This is a genomic window from Buttiauxella sp. JUb87, from assembly GCF_004361975.1.
Classification (GTDB): Bacteria; Pseudomonadota; Gammaproteobacteria; order Enterobacterales; family Enterobacteriaceae; genus Buttiauxella; species Buttiauxella ferragutiae.
In genome coordinates, this window is sequence record NZ_SNVY01000001.1 from 1394265 (window position 1) to 1416507 (window position 22243).

A 22243-nucleotide genomic window follows, 5' to 3' on the forward strand; every position below is an offset into this window, starting at 1 on the left:
CCCGCTTTTGCATCCGCAAAGCAGAACGTTTACCTGTTGCTGGGTCGCCTGTAACAGGATTATTTAAGAGAGAAACAGTTAATGTTTACTATCAATGCAGTAGAACGCAAAGAGCAGGGCAAGGGTGCGAGCCGCCGCCTGCGTGCAGCTAACAAATTCCCGGCAATCATCTATGGTGGTTCCGAAGCTGCGATCTCTATCGAACTGGATCACGACAACGTAATGAACCTGCAAACTAAACCAGGTTTCTACGAAGAAGTTCTGACTCTGGTTGTCGACGGTAAAGAAGTTAAGGTTAAAGTTCAGGCTGTTCAGCGTCACCCGTTCAAGCCAAAACTGAACCACATCGACTTCGTTCGCGCTTAATCGCGAATTTAGCTCGAAAAAAACCCGCTTCGGCGGGTTTTTTTATGACTATTTGCCAGAACTGCGACGCTGTAACTGATCGCGCAGATTAGGCGGCGTGCCTTTAATGGTCAGCGTATCGGTCGCAGGATCCCAATAAATGCGCTCGCCCAATAACATGGCGTCAAAGCTAATCGTTAACCCACCACCGCTACCGGCGAATTTGGTTAACTGGCGCAGCGTACTGCGGTCGGCCGGGAAACTCTCTTCAAGTTCATAGCCTTTATCCGCGGTGAACTGCTGGAAGTTTTTGTCATCGACAGCCCATGGTAACTCATCCGCAAGCGAAGAAAGTTCAATTTCTTCACCTGCCTGAAGTTGCTCGTTGCAGTAAGCATAAACCTGCTGACGCGCGGCCTGACGATCGTTTTTATCCAGTTGCGCTTCGTTGGTAAAGTCGTCCAGCGCTTGCAACAAACCTTTGTTCTGCGCTTTGGCGTTTAAACCTTCGCTGGCTCCCAGGAAATCCATGAAGAAATCGGCAACTTTGCGCCCGACTCGCCCTTTCAGGAAAGTCAGGTAACGAGTCGATTCCGGATTGGTTTCCCATTCGGTCAAATCAATACGCGCCACGATATCGGCGTGGTTGATGTCCAGATGGTGCGTGGAACTGATATCCAGCTCTTCGTTGACGCGCATGCTGCTTAAATTATTAAGCACGGCGACCAGTAAATATTCCACCGCCAAATAACGGTATTGGCAAAACAGCACAATGCCGCCATCAGCAAACGGATATTTGGCCAGTTCATCACGCAAGCGACCGGTCGCTGCACGGCTGAACGCCAGGAAATCCTCGTCGCCTTTACGCTGTGAACGTAACGCTTCGGCTAATTCACTCTCTTCGCTGAACAGGCCATATGCTTTATTTTTCGCACTGTAGACACGGTGCAATTCGGCCATCATTTCTTCTACGGCGCCGTTCGTTGCCAACAGAGAATCGCGCAGCACAACTTCAAGTGTCTCTTCGCCGCGCTTGATCAACTGGTGTAAGGCAATCTGGTTGATATCCAGACTCATGATAAACTCTCCTTTTAGACTCGGCGGTATTCAACCATTGCCGGAAGCCTTGTGCAATAGAAGATAAAAAAGCAGAAAACCAAGTCTTCCTACGGTAAGATAACGCCCTTTCCTGAATCTAACTGATTGTTAATTTATGCCACAAATATCCCGTTATAGTGACGAACGCGTCGAAGAACTGTTGAGTGAACTGGCTAGCGTACTGGAAAAGCACCAAACGCCAACCGATCTTTCCCTGATGGTGCTGGGAAATATGGTCACCAACCTGATTAATACCAGCGTGGCTTCAGCTCAACGCCGCTCGCTGGCTCGCTCTTTCGCAGAGGCGTTGCAAGCCTCCGTGAGCGAAGACAAAGCTCAATAAGGGATTCTAGTTACACGTTATGGTGACTAACCGTCAGCGCTACCGCGAAAAAGTTTCCCAGATGGTCAGTTGGGGACATTGGTTCGCCCTGTTCAATATCCTGCTGGCAACGCTGCTGGGTAGCCGCTATCTGTTTGTCGCCGACTGGCCGACAACGCTCACGGGTCGTATTTATTCCTGGCTGAGTGTTATCGGCCATTTCAGTTTTGTGGTTTTCGCCACCTATTTGCTGATCCTCTTCCCGCTGACATTCATTGTCATGTCGCAACGTTTGATGCGATTTTTCTCGGCAGCACTTGCCACCGCTGGCATGACGCTGCTACTCATCGACAGTGAAGTCTTTACTCGCTTCCATCTCCACCTTAATCCGATTGTCTGGGAACTGGTGATTAACCCCGACCAGAGTGAGATGGCGCGTGACTGGCAGCTGATGTTTATCAGCGTGCCGGTGATTTTATTGATAGAGATGCTGTTTGCAACCTGGAGCTGGCAAAAACTGCGCAGCCTCGGGCGGCGCAAGCATTATGCTAAACCCGTCGTTACGCTGTTTTTTGTCGCCTTCTTTAGCAGCCACATTATGTATATCTGGGCGGATGCGAACTTCTATCGCCCGATTACTATGCAGCGCGCCAACCTGCCGCTCTCTTACCCGATGACGGCCCGCCGATTCCTTGAAAAACATGGCCTGCTGGATGCGAAAGAGTACCAGCGTCGCCTCGTGGAACAGGGTAATCCTGAAGCCGTTTCGGTACAGTATCCGCTGAGTGACCTGCAATTCCGCGATATGGGAACGGGCAATAATGTCTTGCTGATCACCGTCGACGGCCTGAATGCCGAAAGTGTGCAGAAAACTCTGCCGAATCTGAGCCAGTTCGCCAGCAACAATATTAACTTCACTCAGCATATGAGCGCGGGTAATGGCACCGATAACGGCATCTTTGGCCTGTTCTACGGTATCTCACCGGCCTATATGGACGGTGTTTTATCTGCCCGCGTCCCTGCCGCATTAATTACTGCATTGAACCAGCAGGGCTATCAATTGGGGCTTTTCGCCTCCGATGGCTTCGACTCTTCAATGTATCGCCAGGCGTTGTTGTCCGACTTCTCTTTGCCTTCTGCGCAAAGCCAGTCTGACACACAAACCGCCTCGCAATGGATTAACTGGCTGACGCAATACGCATCTGATGACAACCGCTGGTTCTCCTGGGTTGCCTTTAATGGCACAAACATCACGGCAGACAGTAATCAGCAAGCCTTTACTCGTCGCTATTCTCGCGCAGCAGGCAACGTTGATGAACAAATTAAGCGCGTACTTGACGCACTTGATGCGGCCGGGAAACTCCAGAATACGGTAGTGATTATTACCGCAGGTCACGGTGTGCCGCTGGGTCAAGAGCAGGATTCCTTCGCCTGGTCACGCTCACGCATTCAGGTGCCACTGGTTATCCATTGGCCTGGTACTCCGGCACAAACCATCGCCAAACTCACCGATCATCAGGATGTGATGACCACGCTGATGCAGCGCCTGCTACACGTCAAAAACCCGGCAAATGAGTACTCACAGGGTGAAGACCTGTTTGCAGCAACTCGACGCAATAACTGGGTCGTGGGTGCTGACAATAACAGCCTCGCGATTACGTTACCGACCATGACGCTGGTGCTGGATAACAACGGCAACTATCGGATGTACAATTTGAAAGGCGAAGCGATTAAAGAAACCAAGCCGCAGCTGGGATTATTACTGCAAGTACTGACCGACGAGAAACGCTTCATCGCCAATTGATTGCTTATTTATTAGCCAGTTAGCAAAAAGCTGGCTTGCAAACAATCATGAAATAAGTAGTATTATTTGGCAGTCGGCACGTAGCGCAGCCTGGTAGCGCACTGTCATGGGGTGTCAGGGGTCGGAGGTTCAAATCCTCTCGTGCCAGAATACTTTGATAGGTCAAGGGGTTAATCGAAAGATTAGCCCCTTTTCTTTATCTGCAATACTTCCGGCAACCAGGGTCACTTAATATAGGAATCCAGCACTTTCAATATCACCTCAAGATCTTCCTCGCGCTTCACCTCGTCACTCTCATGAACAATGTGTTCAGCAAGATGACCTTTGATCACCTCTCGCATTAAACCGTTAACTGCGCCACGTATAGCCGCAATCTGTTGTAGTACGGCGGCGCATTCATGCGGTTCATCAAGCATTTTTTTTAGTGCTACAACCTGGCCCTGAATTTTATTTGTACGTGCTTTAAGTTTTTGTTTATCCCGGATGGTATGCGACATACAAAGGCCTCAATAAGTGAAGTACAGATAAGATTGTATCATTGCCAATCTACTGGGGGGTAGTATTCGGTACTGGGGGGGAGTAGAATCGCAGCGCTTATAATAAATGACTAAGAAACATTCTCATGAACGATTTCTCAACACTGATTCAGCAAGGTAACGCCTGGTTTTTCATCCCCAGCGCGATTTTACTAGGCGCATTACATGGCCTTGAACCCGGTCATTCCAAAACTATGATGGCGGCTTTCATCATTGCGATTAAAGGGAGTATCAAGCAGGCTGTGATGCTGGGAGTGGCAGCGACCGTTTCGCACACCGCTATCGTCTGGCTAATCGCGTTTGGTGGGATGTATCTCAGCAAGCAGTTTACCGCTGATTTTGTTGAACCATGGTTACAGTTAATCTCCGCGTTTATTATTCTGGGAACAGCAATCTGGATGTTCTGGCGCACCTGGAAAGGAGAACAACTCTGGAAACTTGAGCAACAGACAGAGCACCACTCGCATGATGAATCCAGAATCATCAATACGGGTCACGGGCGCGTTGAGCTTTCAATTTTTGAGGAAAATCAGCCCCCGCAATGGCGTTTACGCACGTTGTCTGGCAACAAATGGCAAGCGAATGAGGTTTCACTGACAACTCATCGTGGTGCAGGAACATTTTCGCAAGTGTTCGATTTTGTTGATAAAGGCGACTTCTTAGAATCTAAGCACCCTATCCCTGAGCCCCACAACTTTACTGTTCGCCTGTCTTTAGGTCATCAAGGCCATGTGCATGATTACAACGTCGCGTTTCATGAACACGATCATTCAGCACTGGAAGGCCTGGATGTGGGCTCTAAAGAGTATCAGGACGCGCACGAACTGGCCCATGCGAACGACATTAAACGCCGCTTTACCGGCCAGGAAGTGACAAACTGGCAAATATTATTATTCGGACTCACTGGCGGCTTAATTCCCTGCCCTGCTGCTATTACCGTGCTACTTATTTGTATCCAGTTAAAGGCATTCACTCTGGGAGCGGCAATGGTGGTCTGTTTCAGTATTGGCCTTGCGTTAACTCTGGTCACTGTAGGTGTTGCCGCTGCGGTGAGCGTGCAACAAGCAACGAAACGCTGGAGCGGTTTTAGCACCATAGCCAGAAGAGCGCCTTATTTCTCAAGCGCCCTGATAGCAATGGTTGGCCTGTATATGGGCATACACGGTTACGCCGGGATCACAAACTGATGTTGATCGGGAAAAACGTTTTGCTCGCCACAACGCTTTTCCACTTACCTGAAGGACGTTGTCTAATGCCAGCTATGCCCTATTTGACCATCCGCAAATCTGACCAACGCGTGGTATAGCGCGGCGAAAGCATCGCTCTTTTCATTTTCCACGGTTGCTCAATTCCTTGCCCTGCAAAATAGAGCGCTCCTTTACCTGCCTTCTTATTAATACTGTCTATCGCCTGCATCAGTGCTTCGCTATTGACCCTTGGCGGGTTTTCATCGAACAGATTGAGCTGCGCAACCCCCTGGCTAAAAAAGTCGCAGAGCATAATCCCGGCTTTTTGATAGTGATAGCCGTTTCTCCAGATAACGTTCAGGCAACGTGTAGCCGCGGCGATAATATCGCGGGTGTCCTGCGTGGGGGTTAGCAGTTTGACCGTAGCCCGGTTGCTGTAGTAGGGCTCATTGACTGAGAAAGGTGACGTTTTGACAAAAGCAGAAATGTGGCGGCAATACTGGTGCTCGGCTCTGAGTTTTTCTGCGGCGCGCACTGCATAACTGCAAATCGCCTGACGCATGTATTCGTACTCCGTCACCCGTTCACCAAACGAGCGAGAACAGATAATTTCTTGTTTCGTCGGCATAAACTCTTCAAACCCCAGACACGATTCCCCCCGTAGTTCGCGTACCGTGCGCTCAAGCACCACACTGAAATGTTTGCGGATAAAACGCGTGTCAGTCTCCGCCAATTGCAACGTATTCTTGATCCCCATCGCGTCGAGTTTTTTACTGATTCGACGGCCAACTCCCCAAACTTCATTAACCGGTAATTTCGCCATCAGTTTGCGCTGGTGTTCAACACTGGATAGGTCAACCACGCCATCCGTTTGCAGTTGCCACCGCTTAGCCGCGTAATTGGCTAGCTTAGCCAGTGTTTTTGTCTGGGCTATCCCCACACCAACAGTTAAATGCGTACGCTGTAAAAGAGTGGTACGTATTTCTCGGCCAAATTCCGCTAGATTGAGACAATGGCTTACGCCCGAAAAATCACAGAACGCTTCGTCGATAGAGTAAATCTCCACGCGTGGGCAAATTTCTTCCAGCGTCGTCATAACCCTTTCAGACATATCAGCGTACAGCTCGTAGTTGCTGCTGAAAACAATAACCCCATTTTGCCGGAAGAGCTCTCTGTGCTTAAAGTAAGCGCCCCCCATTTGTACACCACAGTTTTTGGCCTCGGTGTTACGAGCAATAACGCATCCATCGTTGTTGCTTAAAACAACCACCGGTTTACCTTTCAGATCCGGCCTGAATATGGTTTCACAACTGGCGTAAAAACTATTCACATCAACCAGGGCAAACATTATTAGCTCATCGACTTCACGATGAAAGTGACAACACCGAATACCTCAAGCGCCTCATCAGTACCGAGGTGAATAGGTTTGCAGCCACGATTGCGTGGAATTAATTGCCTGGAGGGCCGGAGTTGTAATTGCCTGACAAAAAACTCACCGTTAATCGCCGCAATCACAATATCGCCATGCGCCGCCGTTCGCGCACTGTCGACCACCAGTAAATCGCCATTAGCGATGCCGCCCTCAATCATCGAATCGTCAGAGGCCCGCATGTAATAGGTGGCAGGATGCTTCATCAGCAATTGGTAAATATCAATGCTCTGTTCTGCATAATCCTGCGCCGGTGATGGAAATCCCCCCATAGTCATGCCCCCGATGTCGTTGATTGACAATAATTAATAGAAACAAACGGAGCCATAAATCCCCACCAACAAATACTGTATATAAACACAGTATTATTTAAATAAGCATCCCGATCAAGTTGCTTACAGGAAGATTCTTATAACAAACTGAAGTCGCGGAAAATTTAGGTGGTAAAAATAAGCGCGCTTCTCTACGGAAGAAATCACCATACAAACTTGCCCTACCGCTTCCGCCCTCACCGTTCTATGCTTAGCGAATGGAGAAAATAGCTGAACTAAAACGTACCAAGCGCCTTGCGCTGTCCTTACTGCTGGTTGCCGCTGTAACGTTTGTGGCCACCCTCTTTTTGCCACCGGGATTTTGGGTTAGCGGTTTAAAAGCTATCGCCGAAGCGGCCATGGTGGGCGCACTGGCTGACTGGTTTGCCGTTGCAGCACTGTTTCATCGCGTACCGATTCCCTTTATCTCCCGCCATACGGCGATTATCCCGCGCAATAAAGACAGAATTGGCGAGAATCTGGGTATCTTCGTGCAAGAAAAGTTCCTCGATACCCAATCCCTTATTGCGCTAATTCGTCGCCATGAACCGGCACAGATGATTGGCCAGTGGTTCAGCAAACCCGACAACGCACAGCGTGTCGGGCAACATCTGTTGCAAGTGATGAGCGGTTTTTTAGACCTGACGGATGACACCCGTATTCAGCGTTTAATCCGCCAGGCCGTTCACAAGGCCATCGATAAAGTCGATTTGACACATTCAAGTGCCCTGCTGCTGGAAAGCCTGACTAAAAATAACCGCCATCAGGAACTGCTCGACTCGGTTATTGCCCAGATGCTGACGCTGATAAAACGTGAAAGCACGCGGGCTTTTATTGCCCGCCAGATTGTACGTTGGCTGGAAACAGAGCATCCACGTAAGGCCAAACTCCTGCCAACAGAATGGCTGGGGGAACATAGCGCCGATCTGGTTTCCAGTGCAGTTAATTCGTTTCTGGATGACGTGAGCCATGATCAGGGGCATCAGATCCGCCAGGCTTTTGATCGCGCGACGTTAAAGCTCATCGACAATCTTAAAAACTCGCCACAAATGGCTGAAAAAGCCGACAGCATCAAAAATTATCTGAAAGAAGATGAGGCGTTCAATCGCTATCTGGGCGAACTGTGGGGGGATTTGCGCCAATGGCTGAAAGTGGACGTCAATTCTGAAGATTCGCGCGTGAAGCAGCGAATTGCAGAGGCCGGGCAGTGGTTGGGCGAAACGCTGATTGCTGACAGTGCGCTACGCACTTCACTGAATGAGCATCTGGAGCAGGCAGTGCAAAAAATGGCACCGGAGTTCGCCATCTTCCTGACTCGCCATATTAGCGACACGGTCAAAAGCTGGGATGCTCAGGATATGTCACGGCAAATTGAACTGAATATCGGTAAGGATTTACAGTTTATCCGCATTAACGGCACGCTGGTTGGCGGTTCAATCGGGTTGGTGTTGTACCTGCTGTCGCAGATACCTGCGGCGCTACCGTTGCTGAATTTATGAAGGGAAGATAAAAAAGCAAACGCCCGCTGATGCGGGCGTTAGGGAAATCTTAGAAAATCAATGGTGTTGTTTCGGCTGGTCGTTGTGACCGACTTTTGAGAAGACGTTAAAGACTTCACCCAATCCATAGATAAGACCGAGGATCACCGCCATAACGATTGGCACCATGACCACGGCAAACACCAAGCTTTTTAGTAACTCTAACATGGATGCCTCCAACAAAAGTGAGAACGAGTATTCTAACGACCTGACAGAAAAACGCACTCTCCTTTTGTGCCATTTGCTCATCCCGCCGCAATAGAAGAAAATGACGTTTTTACTATTGCGGAGCGGTTATGCAGGCTGAAATTTTACTCACGCTGAAACTCCAACAGCGGCTGTTCGCCGATCCACGTCGTATCGCGCTGCTTAAACAAATACAACATACCGGCTCAATTAGCCAGGGTGCCAAACTCGCAGGTATTAGCTACAAAAGTGCCTGGGATGCTATCAACGAGATGAATCAGTTAAGCGACGAGACATTAGTTGAGCGAGCGACCGGCGGTAAAGGCGGCGGTGGTGCAATATTGACGCGTTACGGCGAACGCCTGATTCAGTTGTATGAATTGCTCGCGCAGATCCAGCAAAAAGCGTTCGATGTGCTGCGTGATGACGCATTGCCGCTCGATAGCCTGCTCGCCGCGATTTCCCGCTTTTCTTTGCAAACCAGCGCCCGTAACCAGCTTTTCGGCACCGTATTGCATCGCGATAGCGAACAAGTGCAGCAACATGTCGATATTTTACTGGCGGATGGTGCCACACGTTTGCAAGCCGCCATTACGCGCCAGAGCGCCGAACGCCTGGGTTTGAGCGAAGGCAAAGAAGTGCTGGTGTTAATTAAAGCGCCGTGGGTTGAAATCACTACGGATCCTCAACGCGCCAGCGGCGCCGATAACCAACTCACTGGCATTATCAGCAATATTCAGCAAGGTGGCGAACAGAGCGAAGTTCTGGTGCGATTGCCGGACGGACAAACGCTGTGCGCCACGGTTCCTAATAGCGTGGTAGAAATTCAGAGTCTGGTAGAAGGTGCTAAAGTCATAGCATTTTTTAATGCCGATCGCGTGATTATCGCCACTCTGTGCTAAAACCAAACGGTGAATTGACAACAACACAGGCAATCCGTAAATCTGAGTTTAATCACTGCAAAAACTGGGATGGTATATGTCTGTGTTGCAAATATCGCAAGGGGTCTTCCACCTTAGCGACACCCGAACTCTTGCCCTCAATGATTTAACCATTAACGCCGGTGAAAGCTGGGCGTTTGTCGGCGCCAACGGTAGCGGAAAATCAGCGCTGGCCCGCGCACTTGCAGGATCCCTGCCCGTGCAAAAAGGCGAGCGCCAGTGCTCGTTTGCCCGTATTGCTCACCTTTCGTTTGAACAACTACAAAAGTTAGTTAGCGATGAATGGCAGCGTAATAACACTGATTTGTTGAGCCCTGACGAAGACGATACCGGCCGCACCACGGCAGAAATTATTCAGGATGAAATTAAAGATGAAGCTCGCTGCCAGAAACTGGCGCAACTGTTTGGTATTACTCCGTTATTAACCCGCCGTTTTAAGTACCTTTCGACCGGTGAAACGCGCAAAACGCTGCTCTGTCAGGCGCTGATGCCGCAACCTGATTTGCTTATTCTTGATGAGCCGTTTGACGGGTTGGATGTGCAGTCCCGTGAGCAACTCGCTGGGTTATTAGGTGAACTGAGCACCCAGGGCTACACCGTGGTGCTGGTACTTAACCGCTTCGATGAAATTCCTGATTTTGTGCAATTTGCGGGCGTGCTGGCCGATTGTGCGCTGATTGAAGTAGGCAAAAAGCAAAAACTGCTCGAACAAGCGCTGATTGCACAACTGGCCCATAGTGAAAAACTGGTGGGCGTCGCACTGCCGGAAGCAGACGACCCGAGTGCTCGCTACACACTTCCTGTGGATCAGGCGCGTATTATTCTGCGTGACGGCGTGGTGGAATATAACGACAGGCCAATCCTGCACAAACTGTCCTGGACGGTAAATCCTGGCGAACACTGGCAAATAGTCGGCCCAAATGGCGCAGGTAAATCGACGTTATTAAGCCTGGTGACCGGCGATCATCCTCAAGGTTACAGCAACGATCTGACTCTGTTTGGCCGCCGTCGTGGCAGCGGTGAAACCATCTGGGACATCAAAAAGCATATCGGGTATGTCAGCAGTAATCTGCATCTTGATTACCGTGTTAGTACCACGGTGCGCAACGTGGTGCTTTCCGGCTATTTTGATTCGATTGGCATTTACCAGGCTGTTTCTGACCGCCAGCAAAAACTGGCTCGCCAATGGCTGAACATGCTTGGTATGGACAACGCCATTGCCGACGCACCGTTCCATAGCCTTTCCTGGGGCCAACAGCGCCTTGCATTGATCGCTCGGGCGTTAGTGAAACACCCGACGGTCTTAATCCTCGACGAACCTCTGCAAGGGCTGGATCCGCTGAATCGCCAGCTAGTACGCCGTTTCATTGATATTCTGATTGGTGAAGGGGAAACCCAGTTGCTGTTTGTCTCTCACCACGCCGAAGACGCGCCAGAGTGCATCACTAAACGGCTCACTTTTGTGGCTGATGGCGAGGAATATCGCTATCAAATTGACGATTTAGCACCAGCTCAATAACACTGTTGGAAGTCGCTTCCGTTACTCATTTTTTATCAATCGGATTAGCGCAGCGACTTTCGGATAACCCGCAGCCCCCTCGCTATGACCATTTGATTTATAATCATTTTTTCAGCTAATGATTGTCGATGAAACATTAGTGTAAGCGATTCCACTAATTTAGCGCATGTCACACTTTTGACATCTCTGTTATGCTATGTTTATTACATACCATACGCGTAATGGAGCGAAAAATGAGAGTATTGGTAACAGGTGGTAGCGGTTACATTGGCAGTCATACCTGTGTACAACTGCTACAAAATGGCCACGACGTAGTCATTCTGGATAATCTGTGCAACAGCAAACGCAGCGTTCTGCCAGTGATTGAACGCCTCAGCGGTAAACACCCTATGTTCATTGATGGTGATATTCGCGATGAAGCGCTACTGGCAGAAATTTTCCACGATCACCAGATTGATGCCGTGATCCATTTTGCTGGCCTGAAAGCGGTCGGCGAATCGGTTAACAAACCGCTGGAATACTACGACAACAACGTGACCGGCACGTTACGCCTGATTTCAGCGATGCGCGCCGCCAATGTCACCAATTTCATCTTCAGTTCTTCCGCGACAGTTTATGGCGACCAGCCGCAAATCCCTTACGTTGAAAGCTTCCCAACCGGCACGCCTGCCAGCCCATATGGCCGCAGCAAGTTAATGGTTGAACAGATTCTGGCTGACTTACAAAAGGCCCAGCCGAACTGGAGCGTGGCGCTATTGCGTTACTTCAACCCGGTCGGTGCGCATCCATCTGGTGATATGGGTGAAGACCCGCAAGGTATCCCAAACAATCTGATGCCATACATCGCACAGGTTGCGGTAGGACGCCGTGATTCACTGGCGGTCTTCGGGAATGATTATCCAACCGAAGACGGCACTGGCGTTCGCGACTACATTCACGTTATGGATCTCGCTGAAGGCCACGTTGCCGCCATGCAAACACTGCAAGGCAAGCCTGGCGTGCATATCTATAACCTCGGCGCAGGCATTGGTAGCAGCGTGTTGGATGTGATCAATGCTTTCAGCACCGCTTGCGGAAAACCGGTGAATTATCACTTCGCCCCGCGTCGAGATGGCGATCTCCCAGCTTACTGGGCAGATGCCACCAAAGCCGATCAACAACTTAACTGGCGTGTCAGCCGTACTCTGCAAGAAATGGCAGATGATACCTGGCGCTGGCAGTCTCGCCACCCTCAAGGTTATCCAGACTAAGGAAATGTGATGGAGCAGTTTAACCCGGTGGATCATCCACATCGCCGTTTTAACCCACTGACAGGACAATGGATTCTGGTGTCCCCGCACCGCGCTAAGCGCCCGTGGCAAGGGGCGCAGGAAACTCCGTCCAATGAAACTTTACCGGCCCACGATCCGGATTGCTTCTTGTGCCCAGGCAACACACGCGTTACTGGTGACAAAAATCCGCAATATACCGGCACTTTTGTTTTTACTAATGATTTTGCCGCGTTGATGACGGATACCCCAGATGCACCAGCGAGCAGCGACCCACTTTTACGTTGTGAAAGCGCTCGCGGCACCAGCCGGGTTATCTGTTTCTCACCAGATCACAGTAAAACCCTGCCACAGCTTTCCGTAAATGCGCTGGAAGAAGTGGTGAAAACCTGGCAAGAACAGACTGCGGATTTAGGCAAAACTTACCCGTGGGTGCAGGTTTTTGAGAATAAAGGCGCGGCGATGGGTTGCTCCAACCCGCATCCGCACGGCCAGGTTTGGGCGAACAGTTTCCTGCCTAATGAAGTGGCGCGTGAAGATGTATTGCAGCGCGAATACTTTGCAGAAAATGGCTCGCCAATGCTGGTCGATTACGCACAACGCGAGCTTAAAGATGGCAGCCGCACAGTCGTCGAAACTGAACACTGGATTGCAGTAGTGCCTTACTGGGCCGCCTGGCCGTTTGAAACGCTACTGCTGCCGAAAACTCATGTACTGCGTATCACTGACCTGACGGCTGAACAGAGCAGTGATTTAGCACTCGCGCTGAAAAAACTGACCAGCCGTTACGACAACCTTTTCCAGTGCTCATTCCCTTATTCTATGGGCTGGCATGGCGCACCGTTTAATGACGAGGAAAATGGTCACTGGCAGTTGCATGCTCACTTCTATCCACCACTATTGCGTAGCGCAACCGTGCGTAAATTTATGGTCGGCTATGAAATGCTGGCTGAAACCCAACGTGATTTAACCGCAGAGCAAGCCGCAGAACGCTTGCGTGCCGTTTCCGATATTCACTTTCGCCAATCCGGAGAATAAAAATGAGTCTGAAAGATAACACCCAACACCTCTTCGCCGAACACTTTGGTTATCCGGCAACCCATACTATTCAGGCTCCTGGCCGCGTTAACCTGATTGGCGAGCACACCGATTACAACGACGGTTTTGTGCTTCCTTGTGCTATCGATTACCAGACGGTCATTAGCTGCGCAAAACGTGATGACCGCATGGTACGCGTGATCGCCGCGGATTATGACAATCAAAGCGACGAGTTTTCACTCGACAAACCGATTCTGAGCCACGACACGCAGCAATGGTCCAACTATGTTCGCGGTGTGGTTAAGCATCTGCAAAAGCGTGATAAAAACTTTGCCGGCGCCGATTTAGTGATCAGCGGCAACGTGCCACAAGGTGCGGGCTTGAGTTCATCGGCATCGCTGGAAGTCGCAGTGGGTACCGTGTTCCAGAAGCTTTATCATCTGGCGCTGGACGGCTCGCAAATTGCCTTAAATGGCCAGGAAGCAGAGAACCAGTTCGTCGGCTGTAACTGCGGCATTATGGATCAGCTGATTTCTGCGTTAGGTAAAAAAGATCATGCGTTGCTGATTGATTGCCGCACGCTGGGTACCAAAGCGGTTTCGATGCCAAAAGGCGTGGCCGTGGTCATCATCAACAGTAACTTCAAACGCACGCTGGTGGGCAGCGAATACAATACCCGTCGCCAGCAATGCGAAACTGGTGCACGCTTCTTCACTCAGAAAGCGCTGCGTGATGTTGAGTTGTCAAAATTCAACGCTGTGGCACATGAACTTGATCCGGTTGTCGCTAAGCGTGTGCGCCATGTCCTCACCGAAAATATTCGTACCGTAGAAGCTGCCGATGCGCTGGCAAAAGGCGATTTGCAACGTATGGGCGAACTGATGGCTGAGTCTCATGCGTCAATGCGCGATGATTTCGAAATCACCGTGCCACAAATCGATACGTTAGTTGAAATCGTGAAAGCCACAATTGGCGATAAAGGCGGCGTGCGTATGACAGGTGGCGGCTTCGGTGGTTGTATCGTTGCATTGATCCCGGAAGATTTGGTTCCTGCAGTACAACAAGCGGTCGCCAAACAGTACGAAGCCAAAACCGGCATAAAAGAAACCTTTTATGTCTGCAAACCTTCGGAGGGCGCGGGCCAATGCTAAAAGAAACACCACAGCTTGCACCGGATGGGCAACCGTTCCGCATCTCCACCCTGCGCAACAGCGCGGGGTTAGTTGTCTCAGTCATGGACTGGGGCGCTACCCTGTTGTCGTGTCGTGTGCCGATGAAAGACGGAAGCGTACGCGAAACGCTGCTTGGCTGCGAAACACCGGAAGATTATCTGAATCAGTCAGCTTATCTGGGAGCAACTGTCGGGCGCTACGCAAACCGGATTGCCAACAGCCAGTTTGAGCGCGATGGCGTCACCATCAACGTGACAGCAAACCAGGGCGCACATCAGCTACATGGCGGGCCAGATGGCTTCGACAAACGTCGCTGGCGTATTGTGCGCCAGAACGAACATGAAGTGCTGTACACCCTCGATTCACAAGATGGCGATCAAGGCTTCCCTGGCGAATTACGTGCAACCGCGCGTTATGCTCTCACCGAAGATAACTGCATTACTGTTGAGTTCCGCGCCAAAACCAGCAAAGCATGCCCGGTGAACCTGACCAATCACGCCTACTTTAATCTCGACGGTAAGCAGAACGATATTCGTCAACATCGCCTGCAACTGCTGGCCGATAGCTACTTGCCAGTCGATAGCAACGGTATTCCACAGGCCGGGCTTAAAGATGTGGCAGGTACCAGCTTTGATTTCCGCACAGTGAAAACCATCGCTGATGATTTCCTGTCTGATAACGACCAGGTGCTGGTTAAAGGCTACGATCATGCGTTCTTGTTACAAGCACAGGGCGATGCCAGCCTGCCAGCAGCACACCTTTGGTCGAGCGACAATCAACTGCAAATGACGGTCTACACCACCGCACCGGCATTGCAGTTTTACAGCGGGAATTATCTGGACGGTACACCGGCAAGGGAACAAGGAACGTACAATGCGTACCAGGGCCTGGCGCTGGAAAGCGAATTCCTGCCAGACAGCCCTAATCATCCGGAATGGCCACAACCTGATTGCTGGTTACAGCCACATGAAGAGTACTTAAGCATTACGGAATACGAGTTCATTCCACTCTAAGTGCCTTGCCCTCCTCCACGGAGGGCAATTCTTCTGCGAATCGCTGGATTTCCCGCCGTTTAGCGACAAAAATATAACAACCATTCACATCCAACTTACACTCCACACTCTTTTTCGCTATGTTAAACGTTTAGCATTGCCGCTCGCCCCTTTGCGGCAATATAATGATAATCGTTATCATTAATCACAGGCTCATTAAGGAGTAAACTATGGCTGTTACTAAGCTGGTTCTGGTTCGTCACGGTGAAAGCCAGTGGAACAACGAAAACCGCTTCACCGGTTGGTATGACGTTGATCTGTCTGAGAAAGGTCAAACTGAAGCGAAAGCAGCAGGTAAGTTGCTGAAAGACGAAGGCTACTCTTTCGACTTTGCTTACACTTCTGTGCTGAAACGTGCCATCCATACTCTGTGGAACATCCTCGATGAACTGGACCAGGCCTGGTTGCCAGTTGAAAAATCCTGGAAGCTGAATGAGCGTCATTACGGGGCGCTGCAGGGTCTGAACAAAGCAGAAACCGCAGAAAAATACGGCGATGAGCAAGTTAAACAATGGCGTCGTGGCTTTGCGATAACACCTCCAGAATTGACGCGTGATGACGAACGCTTCCCAGGCCATGACCCACGTTATGCAAGCCTGACCGATAAAGAGCTGCCGGTAACTGAAAGCCTGGCGTTAACTATCGAGCGCGTAATCCCTTACTGGAATGAAACCATTCTGCCACGCATGAAAAGCGGCGAGCGTGTGATTGTTGCCGCACACGGTAACTCCCTGCGTGCCTTGGTTAAATTCCTTGATAACCTGGGCGAAGACGAAATTCTTGAGCTGAATATCCCAACTGGCGTACCGTTGGTGTATGAGTTTGACGAGAACTTCAAACCGCTGAAGCGCTACTATCTGGGCAATGCTGATGAGATCGCAGCAAAAGCCGCAGCGGTAGCAAACCAGGGTAAAGCGAAGTAATTCGTTAGATGTGAAAAAGGCGTGGTGAAAACCACGCCTTTTTTATTGTTACTGCGTCAAGACTTAGCCGCGACGCGTTTTCACTGCATCAGCCAACTGGCGCAACACAACTTCAGTATCTTCCCAGCCGATACAAGCATCGGTCACGCTCTTGCCGTAAACCAACGGTTCACCGCTTTCCAGGTTCTGATTGCCTTCAATAAGGTGACTTTCAATCATCACACCGGTGATGGCTTTATCGCCACCAGCGATTTGCTGGCAAACATCGGCGCCAACTTCCATTTGTTTCTTAAACTGCTTGCTGCTGTTGGCATGACTGAAATCGATCATCACCTGTGCAGGCAGGCCTGCCTTCACTAAATCCGCTTTAACCTGAGCGACGTGCTCCGCGCTGTAGTTTGGCTCTTTACCGCCGCGCAGAATGATATGGCAGTCACCATTTCCGCTGGTCGTCACAATGGCAGAATGACCCCATTTCGTCACAGACAGGAAGCTGTGTGGCGCGCCAGCGGCATTAATAGCATCAATCGCCACTTTCATCGTGCCGTCGGTACCATTTTTGAAGCCGACCGGACATGACAGACCCGACGCCAGTTCACGGTGAACCTGAGATTCTGTGGTTCGTGCGCCAATAGCCCCCCAGCTCATCAAGTCCGCCAGATACTGCGGAGTAATCATATCTAAGAACTCACCCGCTGCTGGCAGGCCGGAGTCATTGATATCTAACAACAGCTTACGAGCAATGCGCAGGCCATCGTTGATTTGGAAACTGTTATCCATTTGCGGATCGTTGATGAGGCCTTTCCAGCCCACCGTCGTGCGTGGTTTTTCGAAGTAAACACGCATAACGATTTCCAGCTCACCTTGCAGTTCTTCACGCAATGTCAGTAAACGCGCGCCATACTCTTTCGCCGCTTTGATATCGTGAATGGAGCAAGGGCCGATGACAACCAGCAGACGATCATCATTTCCTTTAAGGATTTTATGAATCGCTTTGCGCGCGCCAGATACCGTTGCAGCTGCTTTTTCAGTGGCAGGGAATTTTTCGAGCAGCGCTACTGGAGGCAAAAGTTCGTTGATTTCTTTGATGCGTAAGTCGTCGTTCTGATAATTCATGATATTTCCGGAAATGGCCTTTAGATTTAGCTTAGTTGCAATCCCTTCAATCTATCGCTTCAAGCCTGAAGTGTAAACGGGCTTTTACACTTCAGGCAGAATATTCCTGAAAACGACCTAAAAGCGGTCAATAAATGGTAAAAGCTCGGTATGACGCTACAATTTTTAATTGTTAACACCAAAAAGTATCATTTTGGCAAAATTGTATTCTGATTAGATTATTAAAGTTGGCAGGTATCACCGATAGAAATAATTTAATCCGAATAGGACCTGTGCACTGTTGGAAGAAGTTATCCAGCAATAACGACCATAACAGGAGCATCATGATGAATAAATTAACCACTCTTTTCCTGACAGCAACCCTCACTCTTGCCAGCGGCGCAGCTTTGGCTGCCGACACCAGCGGCATGAATAACGGCCAGGCTAATGCTGGCGCTGAAGCAGGCCAGGTTGCACCTGGCGCGAATCAGAACATAGCCCCGAAAGGCGTTGATAACAGCAATATCAACAATAGCGGCACCATGCTCCATCCAAATGGCTCAACCAGTAATAGCGGTTTGACCAGTGATGGAATGAGCAAGGATGAAATTCATAAAAATTCGATGTGTAAAGACGGTAAATGCCCGGATACCAACCAAAAGGTTGAAACCGGCAGCGGCAATGATGTGAACAGCAAAGTGGACGGGACTTCACAGTAAAATCAGCCAGCTGAAAAAACCAGGGGAGCTTAGGCTCTCCTTTTTTATAGGTTTTATTCAATAAGTTGATCAGCTTTAGTGGTTATAATTAGCGCATTGTTGCTTTTCAAATACTGAGAAATCATGGCGCATACACATCAACATTCTTCGGGTGATTCCAACTCCAAACGTCTGTTCTGGGCATTTTCCATCACGGCGCTATTTATGGTGGCGGAAGTCATCGGTGGGGTGATATCAGGGTCACTTGCCTTACTTGCTGATGCAGGGCATATGCTGACTGATGCGGCAGCGCTGCTGGTCGCGCTAATGGCGGTGAAATTTGCCCGTCGTCCGCCGAATGCCCGTCATACCTTCGGTTGGCTGAGGCTGACCACGCTTGCCGCATTTGTGAATGCGATTGCCTTAGTGGTGATAACGATCTTGATCGTCTGGGAGGCGATAGAGCGTTTTTATCAGCCGCAGCCGATTGCTGGCTGGACCATGCTGATCATCGCTTTTGCCGGGTTACTGGCGAATATATTTTCGTTCTGGATTTTGCATCGCGGAAATGAAGAAAAAAATATCAACGTGCGTGCTGCTGCTCTGCACGTTATGGGAGATTTGTTAGGTTCGGTGGGAGCTATCGCTGCGGCGCTTATTATTTTGTGGACCGGTTGGACGCCAATTGACCCTATTCTCTCAATACTGGTGTCATGCCTGGTGTTGCGCAGCGCGTGGAATTTACTAAAAGAGAGCGTTAATGAGTTGCTCGAAGGCGCACCAAACGCCATTGATATCCCCGTTTTGCAGCGCAAGTTAATCAGAACGATTCCCGAAGTCCGCAACGTTCACCACGTGCATATCTGGCTGGTCGGTGAAAAACCGTTAATGACGTTGCATGTTCAGGTGGTGCCACCGCACGATCACGACGCCCTGCTGGAACGCATCCACCATTTTCTGAAAGATGAATATCAGATTGAACATGCCACAGTACAAATGGAGTATCAGGTTTGCCACGGTCAGGACTGTGATTTACATGAGCATGACCATCACGGCCATGCTCATCACCACCACTAATTAAGACAGTGCGCGTGAGCCGCGTTCACGCGCGCTGTTGATCCACATGCGGCTACCGTTGAGCGCAATAAACGTCAGAATCAAATATTCGAGTGACATCGCATAGACGCCTTGCAAGGCAAAGATAACCACGCTGATCATGTTAATGATTACCCACAGCAGCCAGTTTTCGACGTATTTGCGGGTCATCAGAATCATCGCCACAATCGACAGTACCATCATGCAGGAGTCCCAGAATGGGAACGCATCGGGCTGAAGCTCCGGCATCGTCACATTCAGACCCATGGCCTGCATCGCGGTAACCGCAGTTCGGGTCAGGACAGCAAAGACCGGATCGATAAATACCGTCATCAACCCAATCGCCCCCACACAAATTGCAATCCAGGCAAATGCTTTGGGCAGAGGTAACCAACGAATATGGAGAGCGGTTTGATTTTCACTCGTCTGTCTCGACCAGGCATACCAACCGTAAATATTAGCCGCAAAGAAAAACAACTGTAGTAACAGGCTTGCGTAGAGTTGGATTTGGAAGAAAATAATCGCAAATAGCGTAACGTTAATTAAACCGAATGCGTAATTGCTGATTTTTTCTAAACTAGCCAACCAGATACATAGCAAACCCGCCACGGTTCCAATCGCTTCAATCCACGATAAATCATACCCACCCGTTCCGATGGGAATGTGGACCAAAATATTCTGCGTGCTTAAAAAATCCATATTCGCTCCTTGGGGTTAAATTCCTTACGCGTTACCCTTAATATTACGTCGTAATTCAGCAGCAAAATCGAGCATTCGATTTAAAGGCACCAGTGCGCCCTCACGCAACGCAGCATCAACATCAATCTCATGTTCTGCTCCACCCTGCTCCAGCCCTTCAGCGATGGCTTTAAGGCCGTTCATCGCCATCCACGGGCAATGTGCACAAGTACGGCAGGTTGCGCCTTCACCTGCGGTAGGCGCTTCAAACAATTCTTTATCCGGACATGCCTGCTGCATTTTGTAGAAGATACCGCGGTCAGTGGCCACGATCAGTTGTTTATTTGGCAACGTTTGAGCGGCGGCGATGAGCTGACTGGTTGAACCGACAGCATCTGCCAAATCCACTATGGCTTGCGGCGATTCGGGGTGTACCAGAATAGCGGCATCCGGATAGAGTGCTTTCATGCGCGTTAGCGCCTGGGTTTTAAACTCGTCATGTACAATACATGCCCCCTGCCAACACAACACGTCTGCGCCAGTTTGCTTCTGTACATAACTTCCCAGATGTTTATCCGGTGCCCAAATAATTTTCTCGCCAAGACTGTCGAGATGCTCAATTAATTCGACTGCAATACTCGATGTCACGACCCAATCAGCACGCGCTTTTACCGCTGCGGAAGTATTAGCATAGACCACCACTGTGCGATCAGGATGTTGATCGCAGAAGGCGTTAAATTCTTCGATTGGGCAGCCGAGATCCAAAGAGCACTCGGCGTTCAGCGTTGGCATCAGGATAGTTTTTTCTGGGCTCAGGATTTTCGCGGTTTCACCCATGAAGCGAACCCCTGCCACCAACAACGTGGTAGCAGGATGATTTGCTCCAAAACGTGCCATCTCGAGGGAGTCAGAAATGCAACCGCCAGTCTCTTCAGCCAGAGCCTGGATTTCGGGGTCGGTATAGTAGTGAGCCACCATCACAGCATTCCGCTCTTTCAGCAGACGCTTGATTTTCTCACGGTAAAATTGCTTTTCATCCGCGCTCAAAGGCTGTGGTTTAGGTGGGAAGGGATAAATTGCTGTTTCTGGATCGAACATTACGCTCATAGTGCTTTCTCGTTTGCCTGACTTAACCAAATTAGCACTATTCTGATAAAGACTGACCAGAAATGGCTAAGGTTGTTTTATATGCTAAACAAGATAGCGAATTATAGGTGAATTGTCGTGGGGAATTTATTTTCAACTCGGAATTGCAGATAGCAAAAAGGTGCCTTTGGTGGGACGTGCAGGATATCACTCGCCTCATCCAGAGACTCGCCCTTCGGGTCACCGCAAGCGGTGATGCAAAATCGTTCCCGACGATTTTGTCGAATCTGCTGCAGCTTCGAACCCAGCACGAAAAAGATCGAGCCTTAGAAACAACAAAAGCGCCCTGAAGGCGCTTTTGTCTGAATTTGGTGGGGCGTGCAGGATTCGAACCTGCGACCAATTGATTAAAAGTCAACTGCTCTACCAACTGAGCTAACGCCCCGAATGGTGGGTGATGACGGGCTCGAACCGCCGACCCCCTCCGTGTAAAGGAGGTGCTCTACCAACTGAGCTAATCACCCAAACTTCGGTACTACTTTAAAAATTGGTGGGGCGTGCAGGATGACTCGGCCTTTGGCCTCACCCTTCGGGTCGTTGCTAAAACAACGCTGTTTCGCTTTCGCTCAACTCGAACCTGCTGCAGGTTCAAACCCTTCACGACTCACTGACTTCGCACTACATCCATAATTGGTGGGGCGTGCAGGATTCGAACCTGCGACCAATTGATTAAAAGTCAACTGCTCTACCAACTGAGCTAACGCCCCGCAATGCGGTTTACTACTTCTTCAAACTCTTCACGACTCACTGATTTCGCACTACATCCATAATTGGTGGGGCGTGCAGGATTCGAACCTGCGACCAATTGATTAAAAGTCAACTGCTCTACCAACTGAGCTAACGCCCCGCAATGCGGTTTACT

At 49.9% G+C, this 22243-nt stretch carries 22 protein-coding genes, 5 tRNA genes and 1 other RNA gene; 15 read left to right on the forward strand and 13 right to left on the reverse strand.

Going from position 1 to position 22243, the window contains the following annotated elements:
• Nucleotides 1-81 precede the first annotated feature (81 nt).
• The gene (gene rplY / locus EC843_RS06525; protein ID WP_064544941.1) at nt 82-366 is read left to right on the forward strand and encodes a 50S ribosomal protein L25; all 285 of its coding nucleotides are present in this window, start codon (nt 82-84) and stop codon (nt 364-366) included.
• A 48-nt stretch (nt 367-414) separates the two neighbouring features.
• On the opposite strand, the gene yejK is transcribed toward rplY, so the two are convergent.
• The gene (yejK, locus tag EC843_RS06530; protein ID WP_064544939.1) at nt 415-1422 is read right to left on the reverse strand and encodes a nucleoid-associated protein YejK; all 1008 of its coding nucleotides are present in this window, start codon (nt 1420-1422) and stop codon (nt 415-417) included.
• Nucleotides 1423-1558: 136 nt separating this feature from the next.
• On the opposite strand from yejK, the gene EC843_RS06535 reads away from it, so the two are divergent.
• The 3 genes from EC843_RS06535 to EC843_RS06545 all read left to right on the forward strand — a co-directional run bounded on the left by EC843_RS06535 (nt 1559) and on the right by EC843_RS06545 (nt 3717).
• Nucleotides 1559-1786, forward strand: a complete 228-nt coding sequence (locus tag EC843_RS06535) for a YejL family protein (protein WP_064544937.1) — start codon at nt 1559-1561, stop codon at nt 1784-1786.
• A gap of 19 nt (nt 1787-1805) precedes the next feature.
• Nucleotides 1806-3569 (forward strand): LPS biosynthesis-modulating metalloenzyme YejM, encoded by a 1764-nt coding sequence (yejM, locus tag EC843_RS06540; protein WP_064544935.1) that lies wholly within the window; start codon nt 1806-1808, stop codon nt 3567-3569.
• A 74-nt stretch (nt 3570-3643) separates the two neighbouring features.
• Nucleotides 3644-3717, forward strand: a tRNA-Pro gene (locus EC843_RS06545).
• A 76-nt stretch (nt 3718-3793) separates the two neighbouring features.
• Here the strand turns inward: EC843_RS06545 and rcnR are convergent.
• On the reverse strand, nt 3794-4066 hold the full coding sequence (gene rcnR / locus EC843_RS06550) for a Ni(II)/Co(II)-binding transcriptional repressor RcnR (RefSeq protein WP_064544933.1): 273 nt from the start codon (nt 4064-4066) through the stop codon (nt 3794-3796).
• 125 nt (nt 4067-4191) lie between these two features.
• On the opposite strand from rcnR, the gene EC843_RS06555 reads away from it, so the two are divergent.
• Nucleotides 4192-5292 carry a nickel/cobalt efflux protein RcnA gene (locus EC843_RS06555; protein ID WP_133521942.1) on the forward strand — a complete coding sequence of 367 codons (1101 nt, stop codon included), beginning with the start codon at nt 4192-4194 and terminating at the stop codon, nt 5290-5292.
• Nucleotides 5293-5371: 79 nt separating this feature from the next.
• Here the strand turns inward: EC843_RS06555 and EC843_RS06560 are convergent, their stop codons facing one another.
• On the reverse strand, nt 5372-6640 hold the full coding sequence (locus EC843_RS06560; protein WP_133521943.1) for a Y-family DNA polymerase: 1269 nt from the start codon (nt 6638-6640) through the stop codon (nt 5372-5374).
• Nucleotides 6641-6642: 2 nt separating this feature from the next.
• Entirely contained in the window at nt 6643-6993 is a 351-nt protein-coding gene (gene umuD / locus EC843_RS06565; protein WP_064544926.1) for a translesion error-prone DNA polymerase V autoproteolytic subunit, read from the reverse strand.
• 257 nt (nt 6994-7250) lie between these two features.
• Between umuD and EC843_RS06570 the strand changes: the two genes are divergently transcribed.
• Nucleotides 7251-8531, forward strand: a complete 1281-nt coding sequence (locus EC843_RS06570) for a DUF445 domain-containing protein (protein ID WP_064544924.1) — start codon at nt 7251-7253, stop codon at nt 8529-8531.
• Nucleotides 8532-8588: 57 nt separating this feature from the next.
• Here EC843_RS06570 and EC843_RS06575 read toward each other — a convergent pair whose 3' ends face one another.
• Entirely contained in the window at nt 8589-8738 is a 150-nt protein-coding gene (locus EC843_RS06575) for an AcrZ family multidrug efflux pump-associated protein (protein WP_064544922.1), read from the reverse strand.
• Nucleotides 8739-8866: 128 nt separating this feature from the next.
• Here EC843_RS06575 and modE point away from each other — a divergent pair, with 128 nt between their 5' ends.
• The 7 genes from modE to gpmA all read left to right on the forward strand — a co-directional run bounded on the left by modE (nt 8867) and on the right by gpmA (nt 16669).
• Entirely contained in the window at nt 8867-9658 is a 792-nt protein-coding gene (gene modE / locus EC843_RS06580) for a molybdenum-dependent transcriptional regulator (RefSeq protein ID WP_064544920.1), read from the forward strand.
• 76 nt (nt 9659-9734) lie between these two features.
• Nucleotides 9735-11216 (forward strand): molybdate ABC transporter ATP-binding protein ModF, encoded by a 1482-nt coding sequence (gene modF / locus EC843_RS06585; RefSeq protein WP_064544917.1) that lies wholly within the window; start codon nt 9735-9737, stop codon nt 11214-11216.
• Nucleotides 11217-11449: 233 nt separating this feature from the next.
• Nucleotides 11450-12466, forward strand: a complete 1017-nt coding sequence (gene galE, locus EC843_RS06590) for a UDP-glucose 4-epimerase GalE (RefSeq protein ID WP_064544914.1) — start codon at nt 11450-11452, stop codon at nt 12464-12466.
• 9 nt (nt 12467-12475) lie between these two features.
• Complete coding sequence (galT, locus tag EC843_RS06595) at nt 12476-13522, forward strand: galactose-1-phosphate uridylyltransferase (RefSeq protein ID WP_133521944.1); 1047 nt, start codon at nt 12476-12478, stop codon at nt 13520-13522.
• Nucleotides 13523-13524: 2 nt separating this feature from the next.
• Complete coding sequence (galK, locus tag EC843_RS06600; protein WP_064544911.1) at nt 13525-14673, forward strand: galactokinase; 1149 nt, start codon at nt 13525-13527, stop codon at nt 14671-14673.
• Nucleotides 14667-15707 (forward strand): galactose-1-epimerase, encoded by a 1041-nt coding sequence (gene galM / locus EC843_RS06605; RefSeq protein WP_064544909.1) that lies wholly within the window; start codon nt 14667-14669, stop codon nt 15705-15707. The genes galK and galM overlap by 7 nt, the downstream gene beginning before the upstream one ends.
• 209 nt (nt 15708-15916) lie before the next feature.
• Entirely contained in the window at nt 15917-16669 is a 753-nt protein-coding gene (gene gpmA, locus EC843_RS06610) for a 2,3-diphosphoglycerate-dependent phosphoglycerate mutase (RefSeq protein WP_133521945.1), read from the forward strand.
• A 63-nt stretch (nt 16670-16732) separates the two neighbouring features.
• Here the strand turns inward: gpmA and aroG are convergent, their stop codons facing one another.
• Complete coding sequence (gene aroG, locus EC843_RS06615) at nt 16733-17785, reverse strand: 3-deoxy-7-phosphoheptulonate synthase AroG (protein ID WP_064544904.1); 1053 nt, start codon at nt 17783-17785, stop codon at nt 16733-16735.
• Nucleotides 17786-18105: 320 nt separating this feature from the next.
• On the opposite strand from aroG, the gene EC843_RS06620 reads away from it, so the two are divergent.
• Together EC843_RS06620 and zitB are read left to right on the forward strand one after the other, a co-directional pair.
• Nucleotides 18106-18483 carry a YbgS-like family protein gene (locus EC843_RS06620; RefSeq protein ID WP_064545107.1) on the forward strand — a complete coding sequence of 126 codons (378 nt, stop codon included), beginning with the start codon at nt 18106-18108 and terminating at the stop codon, nt 18481-18483.
• Nucleotides 18484-18606: 123 nt separating this feature from the next.
• Nucleotides 18607-19539, forward strand: a complete 933-nt coding sequence (zitB, locus tag EC843_RS06625; protein WP_133521946.1) for a CDF family zinc transporter ZitB — start codon at nt 18607-18609, stop codon at nt 19537-19539.
• Here the strand turns inward: zitB and pnuC are convergent, their stop codons facing one another.
• From pnuC to EC843_RS06660, 7 genes are all read right to left on the reverse strand, one after another.
• A complete protein-coding gene (gene pnuC, locus EC843_RS06630) occupies nt 19540-20256 on the reverse strand; it encodes a nicotinamide riboside transporter PnuC (RefSeq protein ID WP_121815202.1) in 717 nt (238 codons plus the stop codon).
• Nucleotides 20257-20280: 24 nt separating this feature from the next.
• Nucleotides 20281-21342 carry a quinolinate synthase NadA gene (gene nadA / locus EC843_RS06635; protein ID WP_133521947.1) on the reverse strand — a complete coding sequence of 354 codons (1062 nt, stop codon included), beginning with the start codon at nt 21340-21342 and terminating at the stop codon, nt 20281-20283.
• A 348-nt stretch (nt 21343-21690) separates the two neighbouring features.
• Nucleotides 21691-21766: transfer RNA gene (locus tag EC843_RS06640), tRNA-Lys, on the reverse strand.
• A gap of 3 nt (nt 21767-21769) precedes the next feature.
• Nucleotides 21770-21845 (reverse strand) — tRNA-Val (locus EC843_RS06645).
• Nucleotides 21846-21869: 24 nt separating this feature from the next.
• A non-coding RNA gene (locus EC843_RS06650) (RtT sRNA) lies at nt 21870-21996 on the reverse strand.
• A 16-nt stretch (nt 21997-22012) separates the two neighbouring features.
• A tRNA-Lys gene (locus tag EC843_RS06655) sits at nt 22013-22088 on the reverse strand.
• Between the two features lie 64 nt (nt 22089-22152).
• Nucleotides 22153-22228: transfer RNA gene (locus EC843_RS06660), tRNA-Lys, on the reverse strand.
• Nucleotides 22229-22243: the final 15 nt, after the last annotated feature.